The organism is Marinilabilia sp., assembly GCF_016278715.1.
Classification (GTDB): domain Bacteria; phylum Bacteroidota; class Bacteroidia; order Bacteroidales; family Marinilabiliaceae; genus Marinilabilia.
This window is the reverse complement of sequence record NZ_JADQBH010000013.1, coordinates 1-15,300: the sequence shown is the minus strand read 5'-3', so window position 1 is coordinate 15,300 and position 15,300 is coordinate 1. Positions and strand designations below refer to the sequence as shown.

Here is a 15,300-nt window from a genome sequence, read left to right as displayed (position 1 = left end):
CATATTTCTTTACGTACAACAAGCATTTATTGGTATTAACCACCTGTTTGATATCCACCGGATTGGGTGAAATCGTCACAAAAGGATGGCTGCTGTAAAAATCTTTAAAAATCTTCTGTGCCTTTGCCTCCTCAACGTCACAATCGAAATAAACAGAAGCCAGAATTCCACGGGAAAAATTACCTCTAACAGGAACAAAGTTGAACGGTTTGTCAAAACCGGGCATCATTTCCAGCATGGTCTCGTTCATTTCATCCAGGTGCTGATGACCGAAAGCTTTATAGACAGACACGTTACCGTTTCGCCAGCTGAAATGGGTTGTTCCTGATGGGGCCTGACCGGCACCTGTGGAACCGGTGATGGCGTGCACATGTATCTCATTCAAAAAATGCTCTGCCGCAAGCGGAAGCAATGCCAGTTGTATGGAAGTTGCAAAACAACCGGGATTGGCCAGAAACTGACAAGATCTTATCTTCTCTCTGTTCACTTCCGGTAAACCATATACAAAATCATTCTCAGACCTGTTCAACCGAAAGTCATTACTTAGATCAATCACTTTCAGGTGTGACGGTAATTTTTGTTCCTGCATGAAAGTCACTGATTTTCCGTGCCCCATGCAAAGGAATATCACCTCCACAGCTTCAAAATCCATCCGATCACAAAAAATCAGGTTGGTATCCCCCAGTAAGTCAGAGTGCACATCACTCAGAGGTTTTCCGGAATTACTGGTGCTATGAATCCACTCAATGGCAGCACCGGGATGTCCAAGTAAGATACGCACCAATTCACCTGCGGTATATCCTGCACCTCCAACTATTCCTACTTTTATCATGGTAAACAATTTCTCTATTCAATATAATTGAGCCCACTCTGAAAAGGTACTTTGTTGCCAACATCTTCGTTGCAGGAAGTTTTTGAATCTTCAATAACAGAGAGTAAACTCCTGTTCAAAAATCCCCTGCCCCTTGCCCCTGACAAAAACACCTTTTCCAGGATCAGACTCATACTTCTCACAGAATCAGCTTATGCGCCGGTTTCCACGTCAAAGCCATTTACCTTATTAAAAATTTTCAGGTAATTGGCCATTAATTTGGTGAATCCTTTCACGTCATCGGCATTCCACTCCTTATTCATCTCACCGTAATCGCCAAATCCACTGTTCATCAGGTCATGTTTAGACCGAATACCCACTAGTTCGAAACGGTATGGATGCAACTTCAGGATAACCTCGCCCGAGACATTGGTCTGAGAATGCTCCAGAAAAGCCTCAATGTCGCGCATTACCGGCTCCAGATATTGGGCTTCGTGCAGAAGCATTCCATACCAGTTACCCAATTGTTCTTTCCAGTAAAGCTGCCATTTGGTCAATGTATGTTTTTCGAGCAAATGATGCGCTTTGATAATCATCAAAGGACCTGCAGCCTCAAAACCAACGCGTCCTTTAATTCCAATAATGGTATCCCCCACATGAGTATCACGACCAATGGCGTAGGCATTTCCTAGGGCTTCCACTTTCCGAATGGCATCCACCCGGTTGGAAAACTTCTCGCCATTTACGGCAGTCAACTCTCCTTTTTCAAAGGTCAAAAGCATTTCTTCGCTTCCATCTTTCTGCAGCTGACTGGGATAAGCCGATTCCGGCAGATTCTGGTCAGTTGTAAGCGTTTCTTTTCCACCCACACTGGTTCCCCAAAGACCTTTATTGATAGAATAGGCCATTTTGGTCCAGTCTTTCTGTACTCCCCGCTTTTTCAGATATTCAATCTCGTCTTCCCTGGAGAGTGTCAGGTCACGTGTTGGGGTTAGAATCTCAATCTCGGGGGCAAGAATCTGAAAAGTCAAATCAAAACGGATTTGGTCATTCCCTGCCCCTGTGCTCCCGTGCGCAATATACTGAGCGCCTATTTTCCGTGCATATTCGACAATCGCCATGGCCTGAAAAATGCGTTCTGAAGAGACAGAAAGAGGGTAGGTATTATTTTTCAGAACATTTCCATAAATCATATATCGGATGCAGTTGCGATAATACAAATCGGTAACATCCAAATTCACATGTTCTACAACACCCAAATCAAGGGCTCCTTTTTCTATGGCTTCGAGCTCCACATCCGAGAACCCGCCGGTATTTCCAATAGCAGAATAAACATCCAGTCCCTTCTCTTCTTTCAGATATTTCACACAAAAAGAGGTGTCCAATCCACCACTAAAGGCAAGTACTACTTTTTTACTCATTATTTATCGATTATAACGTTTCAGGCAAACAACGCTGCAAAAAATCCTTTTAGCAGATTGGGTTTACCATTCTTATTATTTTTTTTCCGGTTTCCGCTCAAAAAGACAAATCTTTTGAACCTCAGCCACCTTTCATACACACCCAGTTTCTTCGGAGGTATAGGATCCGGCTTAGCATCCCGATCCGGGTCGAACAGCATTCCGGTGCAAAGACAGTGTTTCCGGTTGGTACGAAGCAGGATATCATAGTTCACACAACTCTGACACCCTTTCCAGAACTGCTCATCATCAGTAAGTTCTGAAAACGTAACGGGCTTATAACCAAGTTCCGAATTTATCTTCATCACTGCCAGACCGGTCGTAAGACCAAAAATCTTGGCATGAGGATAGCGTTTACGAGAAAGTTCAAAAGCTTTCCTTTTGATATTCTTAGCCAGACCCTGACCTCTATATTTGTCTACCACTATCAACCCCGAATTGGCCACAAATTTCTCGTGCCCCCAGGATTCGATGTAACAGAAACCGGCAAATTCCTCCCCACTGAGTGCAATAATTGCTTTACCCTCCACTATCTTCTTCTCAATATAGTCGGGATTCCTCCTGGCAATACCAGTGCCTCTGATTTGGGCAGCATCGGCAATGGTCTCAAGAATAGTATCCACATAAGAAAGATGCTTCTCTGAAGCAACTTGTATATCAATATTCATTTCCTGTTGTGTCATTAAAACATATTCAAAACCGGTTCTACACTAGTTTCCTTTTCAGTCCCGGCATAAACAACGACAATGCGTTTATAACATCGGGACGGGAAACCCCCTCCTTACTAATCAACAGAATCGTATCGTCGCCTGCAATGGTGCCCAATACTTCGTATGGGCCATGACTATCAATAACCGAAGCAATACTATTGGCAAAGCCAGGCCTGGTCTTTATAACAGCCATGTTTCCGGAAAATTCAATAGATTCTAACCCACTCACTGGAAAAACCTCTCCGTTTTCCCCCTCCTCTTTATCCTGATTGTCTTCTGGTAAAACATAAGCATAACCCCCTTCGATATCAGGACGCTTGGCCACCTTAAGCGCTTTTAAATCCCGGGAAAGAGTTGCCTGGGTTGTTGAAAATCCTTCCTGCTCCAGCAGGTTCAATAACTCTTCCTGACTTCCCACTTTATGGTCCGAAATCAGTTGTCGAATTACATTGAGTCTTTGTGTTTTTATCTTCATATCAGAAAAAACAAAATCGCCCTTTTGCAATTAAATCAACAAAAGGAACAATTAGTTCGTTTTTATCAGGTCGTTAAAACTGGAATAATTATTCAAATATAATTGCAAATTTATTCATTTTTGATAGACCACAAAAATTTATAGGATTTTTTTTCATTATTTTATTCGGGGTTCAACCTCCCATAGCACACACAAAACAAGAAACACTGTGTTTTCAAAGAACAAATAACAGAATTGAGGTAAATACATATATTCCAAAAATATACAAAATTCCACAATAAAGCATTGAGTTTATAGCAGAATAATGTACCTTTGCATCCCGGAAAACAGGTTTGCCATTAACGCACCAAAAAACAATCAATCAATGAAGAAGGACATCAAAAAAGCGCTTATCCTGGGTTCGGGAGCCCTTAAAATCGGGGAAGCAGGAGAATTTGACTATTCAGGCTCACAAGCTCTGAAAGCCCTTAAGGAAGAAGGCATTGAAACCGTTCTCATCAATCCCAATATTGCCACTGTTCAGACCTCCGAAAAAGTGGCCGACAAAATCTACTTTTTGCCCGTTACGCCTTATTTTGTTGAGCAGGTTATAAAGAAAGAGAAACCCGAAGGCATATTACTCGCATTTGGCGGACAGACAGCCCTGAACTGTGGAATTCAACTTTTTGAGCAGGGAATTCTGGAAAAATACAATCTGGAAGTTTTAGGAACCCCTATTCAGTCAATCATCAACACCGAAGACAGGGAAATATTTGCCGGCAAACTGGGTGAGATTGATGTAAAAACGCCTAAAAGCGTTGCCGTAACAACGGTTCAGGATGCCGTTAAGGCTGCCGACAAGATGGGATACCCCATCATTATCCGGGCGGCTTATACGCTGGGAGGAATGGGAAGCGGATTCTGCAACAACGAAAAAGAACTCATCAAACGTGCCGACAATGCCTTCTCTTACTCAAAACAGATACTGGTCGAAGAATCACTTAAGGGATGGAAAGAGGTCGAATATGAAGTGGTGCGCGACAGTTACGACAACTGCATTACCGTTTGTAATATGGAAAACTTCGACCCCCTCGGTATTCATACCGGCGAGAGTATCGTAGTGGCCCCATCTCAAACGCTGAGCAATTCGGAATATCACAAATTACGAGAACTGGCCATCAAAATAATTCGCCACATTGGTGTTGTGGGTGAATGTAACGTTCAGTACGCATTGGATCCCTACTCTGAAGATTACCGTGTGATTGAGGTAAACGCCCGTTTATCGCGCTCCAGTGCCTTGGCATCTAAAGCAACCGGTTATCCACTGGCTTTTGTAGCCGCCAAACTTGGTCTGGGTTACGGACTTTTCGAACTTAAAAACTCGGTTACCAAAACCACTCCTGCCTTTTTTGAGCCTGCTCTGGACTACATCGTATGTAAAATCCCAAGATGGGATCTCAATAAATTCTCCGGTGTTTCCAAGCAAATTGGCTCCAGCATGAAAAGTGTGGGAGAAATTATGGCCATTGGGCGCACATTTGAAGAAGCCATGCAAAAAGGTCTGCGAATGGTTGGTCAGGGCATGCACGGTTTTGTGGCGAATCAGCTTTTGAAGGACATAGTTCTGGAAACAGAACTCGCCGAACCCACAGACCAGCGTATCTTCGCCATATCGGAATCTTTGCAAAAAGGTTCTACAGTAGAGGAGATTCACGACCTTACAAAGATCGACAAATGGTTTCTGCACAAATTAAAGAATATCAGCGACCTCCAAATTCAATTAGCAAAATTCAACTCGCTGGAGTCACTGCCCGATGAACTGCTGCGCAGAGCAAAACAAATGGGATATTCAGATTTTCAGATTGCCAGAATTGTCATCAACCCTGATGACTCTGCCATGGAGGATAGCCTACTTGAGGTCAGAGCCCACCGGAAAGAAAGAAATATACTTCCTGTGGTGAAGCAAATTGACACCATGGCCGGAGAGTTTCCCGCCAAAATCAACTACCTGTACCTGACCTACAACGGAGAATACAACGACATTGAATTTGAGAAAGACGGAAGGTCGGTTGTAGTGCTGGGCTCAGGAGCCTATCGCATCGGCTCCAGTGTAGAATTTGACTGGTGCAGCGTAAATGCCATCGACACCATCAACAAGCAAAAGTACCGTTCGGTGATGATCAATTACAACCCCGAAACGGTAAGTACCGATTACGATGTTTGCGACCGTCTTTTCTTTGATGAACTTACCCTGGAGCGGGTGCTGGACATTACCGATCTGGAAGCGCCCAAAGGAGTCATTGTTTCGGTTGGCGGACAAATCCCCAACAATCTGGCCATGCGACTGCATCAAAATGCAGTGCCTATTTTGGGAACCTCTCCCGAGGATATTGACCGCGCAGAGAACCGTCAGAAATTTTCGTCCCTGTTGGATACATTAAAAATTGACCAGCCACGCTGGAGCGAACTGACCTCTATCGAAGACATTTACAAATTCATTGAAGAAGTTGATTATCCCGTATTGGTGCGCCCCTCCTATGTTCTTTCGGGAGCAGCCATGAATGTGGTGTCTAATGAGGAGGAACTGGAGCACTTTCTGGAACTGGCCGCCAATGTTTCCAAACAATATCCGGTGGTGGTTTCCGAATTTATCGAACAAGCAAAGGAGATTGAAATTGATGCAGTTGCCCAAAACGGCGAGATGATAGCGTATGCCATTTCCGAGCACATTGAGTTTGCAGGTGTACATTCGGGCGATGCCACCATTGTATTTCCGCCCCAGAAACTTTACATTGAAACCATCAGGAGGGTAAAGCGAATTGCACGTCAGATTGCCAAAGCGCTGAATATTTCAGGGCCATTCAACATGCAGTTACTCGCGAAGGACAATGACATAAAAGTTATCGAATGTAATCTCCGGGCTTCGAGGAGTTTCCCTTTTGTATCAAAAGTACTGAAGATAAACCTTATCGACATTGCCACCAGGGTGATGTTGGATCTGCCTGTGGAAAGACCCAGTAAGAGTATCTTTGAGCTGGATTATGTAGGGATTAAGGCACCTCAGTTCTCGTTCTCTCGTCTGCTCAATGCAGACCCTGTTTTGGGCGTTGATATGGCTTCCACCGGCGAGGTGGGATGTATCGGGGATAACTATTACGATGCCGTTTTGCAATCGATGCTGGCTGTGGGATATCGATTACCAGAGAAGAACATTCTCATCTCTTCCGGTCCTCTGCGGAGCAAGGTGGAGATGCTGCAAAGTGCCAAGATACTGGCAGAAAAAGGCTACAATATTTTCGCAACAGCCGGAACCCATAAATTTTTCGAAGAAAACGGAATCAAAAGCACCATGCTTCACTGGCCTGATGAACCGGAAAAACAGCCCAACACGCTGGATTATATCAGGGAAAAGAAAATCGACCTGGTCGTCAACATCCCCAAGAACCTGAGTAAAGGCGAGTTGCGCAACGGTTACAGAATCCGAAGAAATGCAATTGACTTTAATATCCCGTTGATCACTAATGCCCGATTGGCCAGTGCATTTATTTATGCGTTTTGCAAAATGGATATCAGTGATATTTCAATAAAAAGCTGGAATGAATACCGATAATACAACAGAATAAAGACAATAAAAAGACCGGGATTCGAAAGTATCGAATCCCGGTCTTTTTATAGATAATACTGTATTTACTTATTCAGCAGCAGGAAACCAGCCATCAACCATTTCCTTATTGTTTTGATAGAACTGCTTTGCACCCTCTAATGGATCCGTTGCATTTTCTACTGCATCGACCAACTCATACAGTTTAGCTTCTTCCAGCTTAAAGTTGCCAAAGAAAGTTGCCAATTCTGGAAAATCGGTAGTAAATCCTTTACGAGCAAGAATTTGCACTTCATCGGTAGGATATATTCCTTTAGGATCGTCAAGATATTTGATATCGAAACGTGCCCACTTAAAATGAGGTTTCCATCCGGTAATGGCAATCCACTCTTTGTCGTTAATCGCACCTTCAAGAGCTGCAATCATAGCCGTACCAGAAGAAGTTATCTGCTCGAAATCCAGCCCATACTCCTCAATAGCTTTCAGGGTATTCTTATGAACACCGGCACCACTGCCAATACCAATAATCTCACCATCAAATTCGTCAACATGATCATTCATCTCTTCAATGGAACTGATGGTCACATACGAAGGAACAACCAATCCGGTAGTACCGTTTTCGAAAGCAGTTCCGATATGGTCAATTTTATCACCAAAGCGTTCCCAGTATTCGGCATGGGTATAAGGCAGCCATGCATCCAGAAATACATCAGCATCACCCTTTGACAGAGAAGCATAAATAGGACCGGGCTCAATGGGCTTAATGTCCACATCGTATCCCTTCTGGTCCAGAACAGCTTTTGCCAGATGGGTCATGGCTATTCCCTCAGACCAATTTGGATATGGGATAAAAATTTCTTTTTTCTCGCTTTTGCCTGCACATGAAGCTACAGCCAATAAAATAGCTGCAACAACAGTCAAATTTAAAATTTTTGCAATTTTGCTTTTCATAATCATAATCGTTTTTAAGGTTTGAATGTCGAAAATAAATCAACAATCATAAACTCTGCACTCGTTAAAATGCTGAATATAATACTTTTATTACTTTCTTCCAAGTCCTCCAAGAGCCTGAGTTACCCTGTCCAAAATAATGGCCAGAATCACAATGCCAAGTCCTGCTTCAAAACCAAGACCTACTTTCGCCTGAAGGATTCCTGAGTAAACACGTTCTCCCAGACCTGCAGCACCTACCATAGAAGCAATAACCACCATTGACAAAGCCAGCATAATCACCTGATTAACACCTGCGAGAATCGTTGGCATAGCCAAAGGGATCTGAACTTTAAATAGCAATTGTCTTTTGGTACTTCCAAAAGATTGAGCGGCTTCAACCACCTCTTCGGGGACCCCACGGATACCAAGGCTTGTAAGACGCACAGCAGGAGGCAGCGAGAACACGACGGTTGCTACCACTCCCGGAACGTTACCTACCGAAAAGAACAAAATAGCCGGAATCAGATAAACAAAAGCCGGCATGGTCTGCATAAAGTCCAGCACAGGTCTGATAACCTGGTCGGCTTTGGAATTACGGGCAGCCCAAATTCCTACAGGTATTCCGATTACCAATGCCAGAAATGCTGAAGCCAGCACCAACGCAAGTGTTTGCATGGTTTCCTCCCAGTAATCCATCCACGACAAGAGAAAAAGACCAATAACTGTAAACACAGCCAATCCAATAGCCTTTTTAAACCCTTTTTTTGACATCGCAGCCTTAAGACCTCCGGACTGAACGTAATATGCAATAATGGCCATAACTAGCATTACCAGCCATTGAGGGGAGGACAATAAAGCATTTTGAAGTCCATCCACAATCCCCTCAATAACCAAGGCAACACCGTCCAAAGCCGGCCCTGCATGGTCAGTAATAAAATCAATGGCGTCTTCTATGTATGTTCCAAGATCTAATTTTTTCATAATTATAGGCCTCCGCTGTTTTTAATTTCGATTATTTCTTCTCGATCACGCCCGGTAACTTCGGCAATTACAGAGGAATGGACTGCCACACCAAGTAATTTCCCTTCATCATCAACCACCGGAAGAGGCAACTGCTTATCAATAAACAGCGGCAACAAATCGGCCGCAGGTGTATCGGGTGAAACCTTAGGCATAACATCAGAGATCAGAATTTTACTCAAATCACGGTCGTCCTTTTTCTTCAGTTCCACCACCTCGCTATCTCTCACAAAACCCAGAAAAACATTTTCACGATCAACAACAGGCAACCTGTTAACGCCCATTTCACGCATACGACGAAGGGCCAATGAGGGGCCATCCTTCTCAAGTATCAGTTTTCCGGTATTCTTAAACATCAGACTAAATGCAGTAACAATTTTACTGCGGTCAACATTCTCAACAAAAGCACGAACGTAATCGTCAGCCGGTTTTACCAAAATTTCTTCAGGCGTTCCAATCTGAACTATCATTCCGTCTTTGAGAATAGCTATCCGGTCACCAAGTTTCAGAGCTTCATCCAGGTCGTGTGTAATAAAGACAATAGTCTTTTTCAACTTTCGCTGCAGCTCAATCAATTCGTCCTGCATATTGGTCCGAATCAATGGGTCGAGTGCACTAAAAGCCTCATCCATCAACAGTATCTCCGGATTGGTAGTAAGTGCACGGGCCAATCCTACACGTTGTTGCATCCCGCCACTTAACTCTCCGGTCATCATATCTTCATAACCTTCAAGTCCAACGGTTTTAATCATTTCACGAGCCTTCTCATAACTCTCCGCCTCAGACACGCCCTGAATCTCAAGACCAAAGGCCGTGTTAGCAAGAACAGAACGGTGGGGAAGCAATCCAAAATGCTGGAAAACCATAGACATTTCAGTTCTTCGCAACTGCCGAAGCTGCTCATCATTCATCTTAACAACATCCTTTCCATCTAACAGAATGGAGCCGGAAGTAGGTTCATTCAAACGGTTAAAACAGCGAATGAGTGAGGACTTTCCGCTACCGGAAAGTCCCATCACCACAAATATCTCGCCTTGCTCAATTGAAAAATTGGCATCTTTTACCGCAACTGTACATTTGGTTTTTTCAAGCACTTTATCTTTGCTCACCCCCTTTTTTACAAGTTGGAGCGCCTGTTTGTGCTTTGACCCAAATATCAGGTACAGATCTTTGACTTCGATTTTGCTCATTAATTTGAGATTATAGTTTTTTTAGAAATAGTAGCCAATATTGATGTTGAAACGGCTTTCCCATTCTGCATCGGGGCTACCTGCGGCGAGTCCATTAGTCCATGAACCTAACCAGGCATTGTTTTTACCCATAGCATAATCAACATAGGTATAAATGCTACCAGCTGTAATCAACATTCCCGGAACCAGGTGTTCACTATTTTCAAAACCTTCAGCATCCTTTGCAATTACAGAATAATCAACATAGGGCTGAATGCTGGAGATAGGACCGAAATCTACAGGAATAGTATAAGCCAGACCTGCTACCCAGATATTTGCTTTTGAAGCAACATTATATGGTGCATTATATGCAGCCATTTGAATTACATCAGCATCATTTCCTGCAGCATCTTTGGCACCGAAATCATAGGAAATATATTCGCCTTTAAAATTAAATCCTCCAAAATCAGCAACTACATGAGCTGCATAAGCATTTGAAGACTCAGACTCTTCGAAGTTCTCACCATAAAGTGTTTTTCCAAATTGCCCGGACACACCTACCTCAACACCTTCGGTTAGGTTGTAGGCTGCTCTCACATTAAACTGACGTCCCTCTCTCATAGAAGCAGTTCCATCAGCAGTTCCGGTAATATCATAAGAGTACCGGGAGAAATAACCGGGAGTTCCGGCAGGCTCAGGTTGATGAAAATAGGCAAAATTCAATTCAAGGTTTTCAATACCTGTATAGTCGAACTTGAGACCCATATCATAGTCGTCCTCAAGACCTACATAATAAGGAATCTGGAACCACCATGAATGCGAAGCAAATGATGTAATACCAAAAGGCACCTGACTTGCTCCGATTTTCATATATAAATCATCAGTCAAGCCATATCCAAGCCAACCATGATGCATCATGTGATATCCACCATCAGGATAAAAACGATACTCAAAACTGAGATCGACTCCGGCAGTTCGGGCATCCACATTCAGGCGCCAGGTATCCCAGGTAAACTGGGGATCAGTTTTATCATCATTCCAACTCTTATCATGAATATTGTAACGAACTGCCCCTCCAAACTTCACATAATCTTCCTGGGCTTCCTGGGCTTGCAACGCCCCATGGGTTAGAAGTCCTGCTACGGCAAAAATCGTAAATAATACTTTCTTCATAATTTTCAATCGTTTAAATTTTTAGATTAAACTATTTTCTGATTATTCTAAACTGAACCATCCATTTCATAAACTTATCAAAACAGGAAAAAGACCCGGGTGTACACCGACTTAGACACAGCATAGTAGCTGTCGGGGCCAGAAATATTCTTTAAAAATATTTGGGCTAAATAAACCGGACAAAAAGTCCGTATGCAACATATTTTAAAGAAAAACAACTTCATGGATATCCTGTCAGTGTAACAGCACTCCCCCAATTTCCTGCCAGAACGTTCATCAATTTAAAAAGTCTATTAAATAAACCATTTAAATCCGTAATACGTAATAGTCAACACTAATCTTTCCGCCGGGCAAAACGAATTTGGCTTGACAAATCATCATTTATCAAACCAATAATTCTGTTTTATTATTTTAAAACATTATTGGATTCTGTGCCAACGAAACTTTAAGGGACTATTAACCTGAACTGGCTGAAAAAACAGCTGCAAATATATGGCTTTATATATACATAACCAAATAGTTTCTATAGAACCTGTTTTTCTTCTTTTATATAGAACCTGGAGGTTCAGATCAAACAAAAGTCCAGGAAAAAATAAAAAAGCACCGCTTAGGCGAAGGATAATTCACTGAACTTGTTATTTTTGAATCCCCAAACTAAAGGACAAACCAACCCGTCATGAAAAGAAAAGGACACGAAAAGCAGAAGAATTCTCCATTAAAGCAATACAATTCTTACTTAAATAAAAATAACAATACGATTGTCATTGCCACTGTAGTGATCTATCTTTTACTAAGTTTTCTCACATTCAATCTGCGAATTAGCGAAGGTGGCGACGACAGCGCCTACATCATCCGCGCCTTGCAGCTGCTGGAAGAGGGTCGGTTTCCCCGGTTCCAGGGGCCTTTGTATCCTGCAGTTCTTGCAGGATTTGTAGCAATTCTGGGCCTAAGCATGGTTGCTCTAAAACTATCTTCCTGGGTATTTATGAGTTTATCCCTCATTCTGTTGTGGAAAACATATTCAAAAAGAATCTCAACCCTTTCCCTTACCGCCACTATTTTCATTCTCGTTGTCAACCATCATTTTCTTTACTTTGCCAGCCAAACCTATTCCGAAGCATTTTTCTTGGCCTTGCAGGGAGGCTTTCTGCTGTATCTGTTCCCCACCATCGAATGGCAAAAACAGCACCGAATAAAAATTATTCAAACAGCTATACTGGCGCTTTTCTTGGTATCGTTGTATCTGACCCGAACAGTTGCCTTTGTTGCCACCCCCGCAGTAATTCTCTATTTCGCCATACAAAAGCAAAAACGAGCCCTGTTGTTCACAACACTTTTTGTAATCGCCTTTATATTCGCCTATTTTCTTCTGTTAAATTTCTTCACCGAAGGTGGAGCTTCAAGTGGTGATCAGTTAACCACACTACTTCAAAAGCACCCTTATGATAAAAGCCAGGGGATGGAAACGCTCCCGGGATTCTTTCTGAGATTTTGGGAAAACTCAAAAATATATTTATCCAAACACTTCTTCATTCTAACCGGATTTAAACCCGCCATGTCGCTTACAAAACCCGCGTTTCCTGCAATTGTTCTTTATTTATTCTTCTTTTGGGGCCTTATTCGATTTTACAAAAAGAACCATCAGTTTATATTTTTCACGGGAATTTATATCGCATTATCAGTCGGACTTACTTTTTTTGCCCTTCAGCCACTATGGGATCAGGTAAGATTAATCATCCCCTTCTTCCCACTGATTCTGATTTTCTTTCTGGAGACCATACTCGACCTTGCGAAAAGCAAAGAGCGCAGATGGTTGCAACGCCTCTCCTTATTTCTGATTTCTGCGGCCATCGTTCTTTCCGCCGCTCAAACCATCAGACAAACTGATTTTTCTTCCGTTTTCAGAAACATCAAAGGGGAGAAGCTTTACGGCTATACACCGGACTGGCAGAATTACCTCAAAATGTCGGAATATGTCGCCAAGGGGTTACCTGATGAAGCATTTGTTGCCTGCCGAAAACCCAACATGGCCAGGTTGCATTCCGGAGGAAAACAGTTTTATGGCATTTACACCATCGACTCAGAAAGCCCCGACACTTTATTGATGAAGCTTTACCAAAGAGATGTGACCCATATTATGGTGGCATCCCTGCGCAAAAACCCACGAATAAAATCCGGGCAGGTAATCAACACCATCCATCGATATATGTCGGCGATATCAAAGAAATATCCCAACGCTTTTATTCTGAAAAAACAAATTGGCAGTGATGAGAAAGCATGGCTATTTGAAATCGATTACAATAATTTCCTGAAAAACAATCCGAATTTAAACGAAGCGAAACCCCAGCAAAAATAAGATGAACCACATTCTTGAATATTATAATAAAGCAGCTGAAACATGGCCTATATACAGGCGTAAAAAGTCGTATTACTGGGAGAGCATCACCAGGTTTTGTAACTATTTCATTCCCCGGCAACACAAAGTATTAGAAATTGGCTGTGCCACAGGAGAACTGTTAAACAATCTCCAAGCGACCAATAAAACCGGAATTGATTTTAGTCCCGAAATGATAAAAACCGCACAAAGCCGGTACCACCACATTCATTTTCACACCATGCGGGCTGAAGAAATAAATTTACCGGGAAAATATGATACCATCATTCTCTCCAATCTTGTCGGAGTTTTACCTGATGTGGAAAAAGCTTTTCACGAACTCACCAAAGTAAGTCATACAAGCACCAGAATTATTGTAACCTATTACAACCGATTGTGGGAACCCGTTTTGCGTCTTGCAGAAACACTTCATCTAAAAAGAAAATCCCCGCTTCAAAACTGGTTGTCCACCAATGACCTGAAAAACCTGCTCTACCTCGCCGGGTTCGAAACATACAGGGTCAACAAAAACATGCTGATTCCCTTTTATATACCAGGAATATCATGGTTTTTTAACCGAATTATCTCCAGACTTCCCATTGTAAGACACCTGTCTCTTAACAGTTTTCTTTTTGCACGTCCTTTCCCTGACTGTGTTCCTCCCGAAACGGAAGCAACAACAAGCATCATCATTCCGGCGCGAAACGAAGCCGGAAACATTGAGGATGCCATTCTGCGCATTCCCCATTTCGGAAAAAAGGTAGAGATCATTTTCGTTGAAGGTAATTCCACCGATAATACCTGGGCTGTTATTCAGGAAATGCAGCAAAAATATAGTTCCAGTCATCATATAAAAATTCTTCAACAGCACGGAAAAGGAAAAGGAGATGCAGTGAGAGCCGGATTCAGAGAAGCTTCCGGGGATATACTCATGATTCTGGATGCCGACCTGACCGTGCAGCCCGAAGACCTCCCCCGGTTTTACAATGCATTAACCGGCAGAAAAGGAGATTTCATAAATGGCGTGCGACTGGTTTATCCCATGGAAAAGAATGCCATGCGACCAATTAATACAGTAGGCAATTACTTCTTCAGCATTCTTTTTTCATGGCTGCTTGAGCAACCAATAAAAGATTCATTGTGCGGAACCAAGGTCATGTACAAGTCCGACTATCAGAGACTTTCCGACAACCGAGCTTTTTTTGGAGAATTTGATCCTTTTGGCGATTTCGACCTGCTGTTTGGGGCATACAAATTAAATTTAAAAATTATTGACCTGCCCATCAGGTATCAGGAACGAAAATACGGAAACACGAACATCAGCCGGTTCTCTCACGGGCTCATCCTCCTCAGAATGGCAGCCTTTGCTGCAGGGAAAATTAAGTTCAGGTAAACACCTATGTTTAAATAAAACCATTAAACAATGTTTGGAAATTGGTGATCTGACTATTTTTTAGGATTTTTACAGCATAAATTCATCCCGTTAAAGTGGGGGTTTTATAGCAGTCCCGTTAAAAATTGAATTGGAAAATCAAGAAACATGCAAAAAACAGCACTTTTTCCCGGGTCGTTTGATCCATTCACAGTTGGACACG

Annotated in this window: 11 protein-coding genes; 3 read left to right on the top strand and 8 right to left on the bottom strand. The window is 42.6% G+C overall.

Annotated elements, in window-relative coordinates; all coding sequences use genetic code 11:
• The 4 genes from QZZ43_RS00890 to QZZ43_RS00875 form a co-directional block, all read right to left on the bottom strand.
• Positions 1–832, bottom strand: an 832-nt coding sequence (locus tag QZZ43_RS00890) for an Asd/ArgC dimerization domain-containing protein (RefSeq protein ID WP_291855102.1), incomplete at its 3' end; no start/stop codon positions are given.
• Between the two features lie 191 nt (positions 833–1,023).
• Entirely contained in the window at positions 1,024–2,232 is a 1,209-nt protein-coding gene (locus QZZ43_RS00885) for an argininosuccinate synthase domain-containing protein (RefSeq protein ID WP_291855099.1), read from the bottom strand.
• Between the two features lie 20 nt (positions 2,233–2,252).
• The gene (locus QZZ43_RS00880; protein ID WP_291855096.1) at positions 2,253–2,954 is read right to left on the bottom strand and encodes a GNAT family N-acetyltransferase; all 702 of its coding nucleotides are present in this window, start codon (positions 2,952–2,954) and stop codon (positions 2,253–2,255) included.
• 22 nt (positions 2,955–2,976) lie between these two features.
• Entirely contained in the window at positions 2,977–3,456 is a 480-nt protein-coding gene (locus QZZ43_RS00875; protein ID WP_291855093.1) for an ArgR family transcriptional regulator, read from the bottom strand.
• Between the two features lie 364 nt (positions 3,457–3,820).
• Between QZZ43_RS00875 and carB the strand changes: the two genes are divergently transcribed.
• Complete coding sequence (carB, locus tag QZZ43_RS00870) at positions 3,821–7,045, top strand: carbamoyl-phosphate synthase (glutamine-hydrolyzing) large subunit (RefSeq protein ID WP_291855089.1); 3,225 nt, start codon at positions 3,821–3,823, stop codon at positions 7,043–7,045.
• An 81-nt stretch (positions 7,046–7,126) separates the two neighbouring features.
• On the opposite strand, the gene QZZ43_RS00865 is transcribed toward carB, so the two are convergent.
• From QZZ43_RS00865 to QZZ43_RS00850, 4 genes are all read right to left on the bottom strand, one after another.
• A complete protein-coding gene (locus QZZ43_RS00865) occupies positions 7,127–7,987 on the bottom strand; it encodes a glycine betaine ABC transporter substrate-binding protein (RefSeq protein WP_291855087.1) in 861 nt (286 codons plus the stop codon).
• Positions 7,988–8,077: 90 nt separating this feature from the next.
• Positions 8,078–8,950 carry a proline/glycine betaine ABC transporter permease gene (locus tag QZZ43_RS00860; protein ID WP_291855085.1) on the bottom strand — a complete coding sequence of 291 codons (873 nt, stop codon included), beginning with the start codon at positions 8,948–8,950 and terminating at the stop codon, positions 8,078–8,080.
• A gap of 2 nt (positions 8,951–8,952) precedes the next feature.
• Positions 8,953–10,179, bottom strand: coding sequence for a glycine betaine/L-proline ABC transporter ATP-binding protein (locus QZZ43_RS00855; RefSeq protein WP_291855082.1), 1,227 nt, complete (start codon positions 10,177–10,179; stop codon positions 8,953–8,955).
• Positions 10,180–10,200: 21 nt separating this feature from the next.
• Positions 10,201–11,331, bottom strand: a complete 1,131-nt coding sequence (locus tag QZZ43_RS00850) for a hypothetical protein (protein WP_291855080.1) — start codon at positions 11,329–11,331, stop codon at positions 10,201–10,203.
• 676 nt (positions 11,332–12,007) lie between these two features.
• Here QZZ43_RS00850 and QZZ43_RS00845 point away from each other — a divergent pair.
• Entirely contained in the window at positions 12,008–13,687 is a 1,680-nt protein-coding gene (locus QZZ43_RS00845) for a hypothetical protein (protein ID WP_291855077.1), read from the top strand.
• Between the two features lies 1 nt (position 13,688).
• The gene (locus QZZ43_RS00840) at positions 13,689–15,098 is read left to right on the top strand and encodes a bifunctional class I SAM-dependent methyltransferase/glycosyltransferase family 2 protein (protein WP_291855073.1); all 1,410 of its coding nucleotides are present in this window, start codon (positions 13,689–13,691) and stop codon (positions 15,096–15,098) included.
• Positions 15,099–15,300: the final 202 nt, after the last annotated feature.

What these genes read in the sequence shown, in the direction of transcription:
- QZZ43_RS00885 (WP_291855099.1), bottom strand. Translation starts at nt 2,232, where the DNA reads ATGAGTAAAAAAGTAGTACTTGCCTTTAGTGGTGGATTGGACACCTCT.
- QZZ43_RS00880 (WP_291855096.1), bottom strand. Translation starts at nt 2,954, where the DNA reads ATGACACAACAGGAAATGAATATTGATATACAAGTTGCTTCAGAGAAG.
- QZZ43_RS00875 (WP_291855093.1), bottom strand. Translation starts at nt 3,456, where the DNA reads ATGAAGATAAAAACACAAAGACTCAATGTAATTCGACAACTGATTTCG.
- carB (WP_291855089.1), top strand. Translation starts at nt 3,821, where the DNA reads ATGAAGAAGGACATCAAAAAAGCGCTTATCCTGGGTTCGGGAGCCCTT.
- QZZ43_RS00865 (WP_291855087.1), bottom strand. Translation starts at nt 7,987, where the DNA reads ATGAAAAGCAAAATTGCAAAAATTTTAAATTTGACTGTTGTTGCAGCT.
- QZZ43_RS00860 (WP_291855085.1), bottom strand. Translation starts at nt 8,950, where the DNA reads ATGAAAAAATTAGATCTTGGAACATACATAGAAGACGCCATTGATTTT.
- QZZ43_RS00855 (WP_291855082.1), bottom strand. Translation starts at nt 10,179, where the DNA reads ATGAGCAAAATCGAAGTCAAAGATCTGTACCTGATATTTGGGTCAAAG.
- QZZ43_RS00850 (WP_291855080.1), bottom strand. Translation starts at nt 11,331, where the DNA reads ATGAAGAAAGTATTATTTACGATTTTTGCCGTAGCAGGACTTCTAACC.
- QZZ43_RS00845 (WP_291855077.1), top strand. Translation starts at nt 12,008, where the DNA reads ATGAAAAGAAAAGGACACGAAAAGCAGAAGAATTCTCCATTAAAGCAA.
- QZZ43_RS00840 (WP_291855073.1), top strand. Translation starts at nt 13,689, where the DNA reads ATGAACCACATTCTTGAATATTATAATAAAGCAGCTGAAACATGGCCT.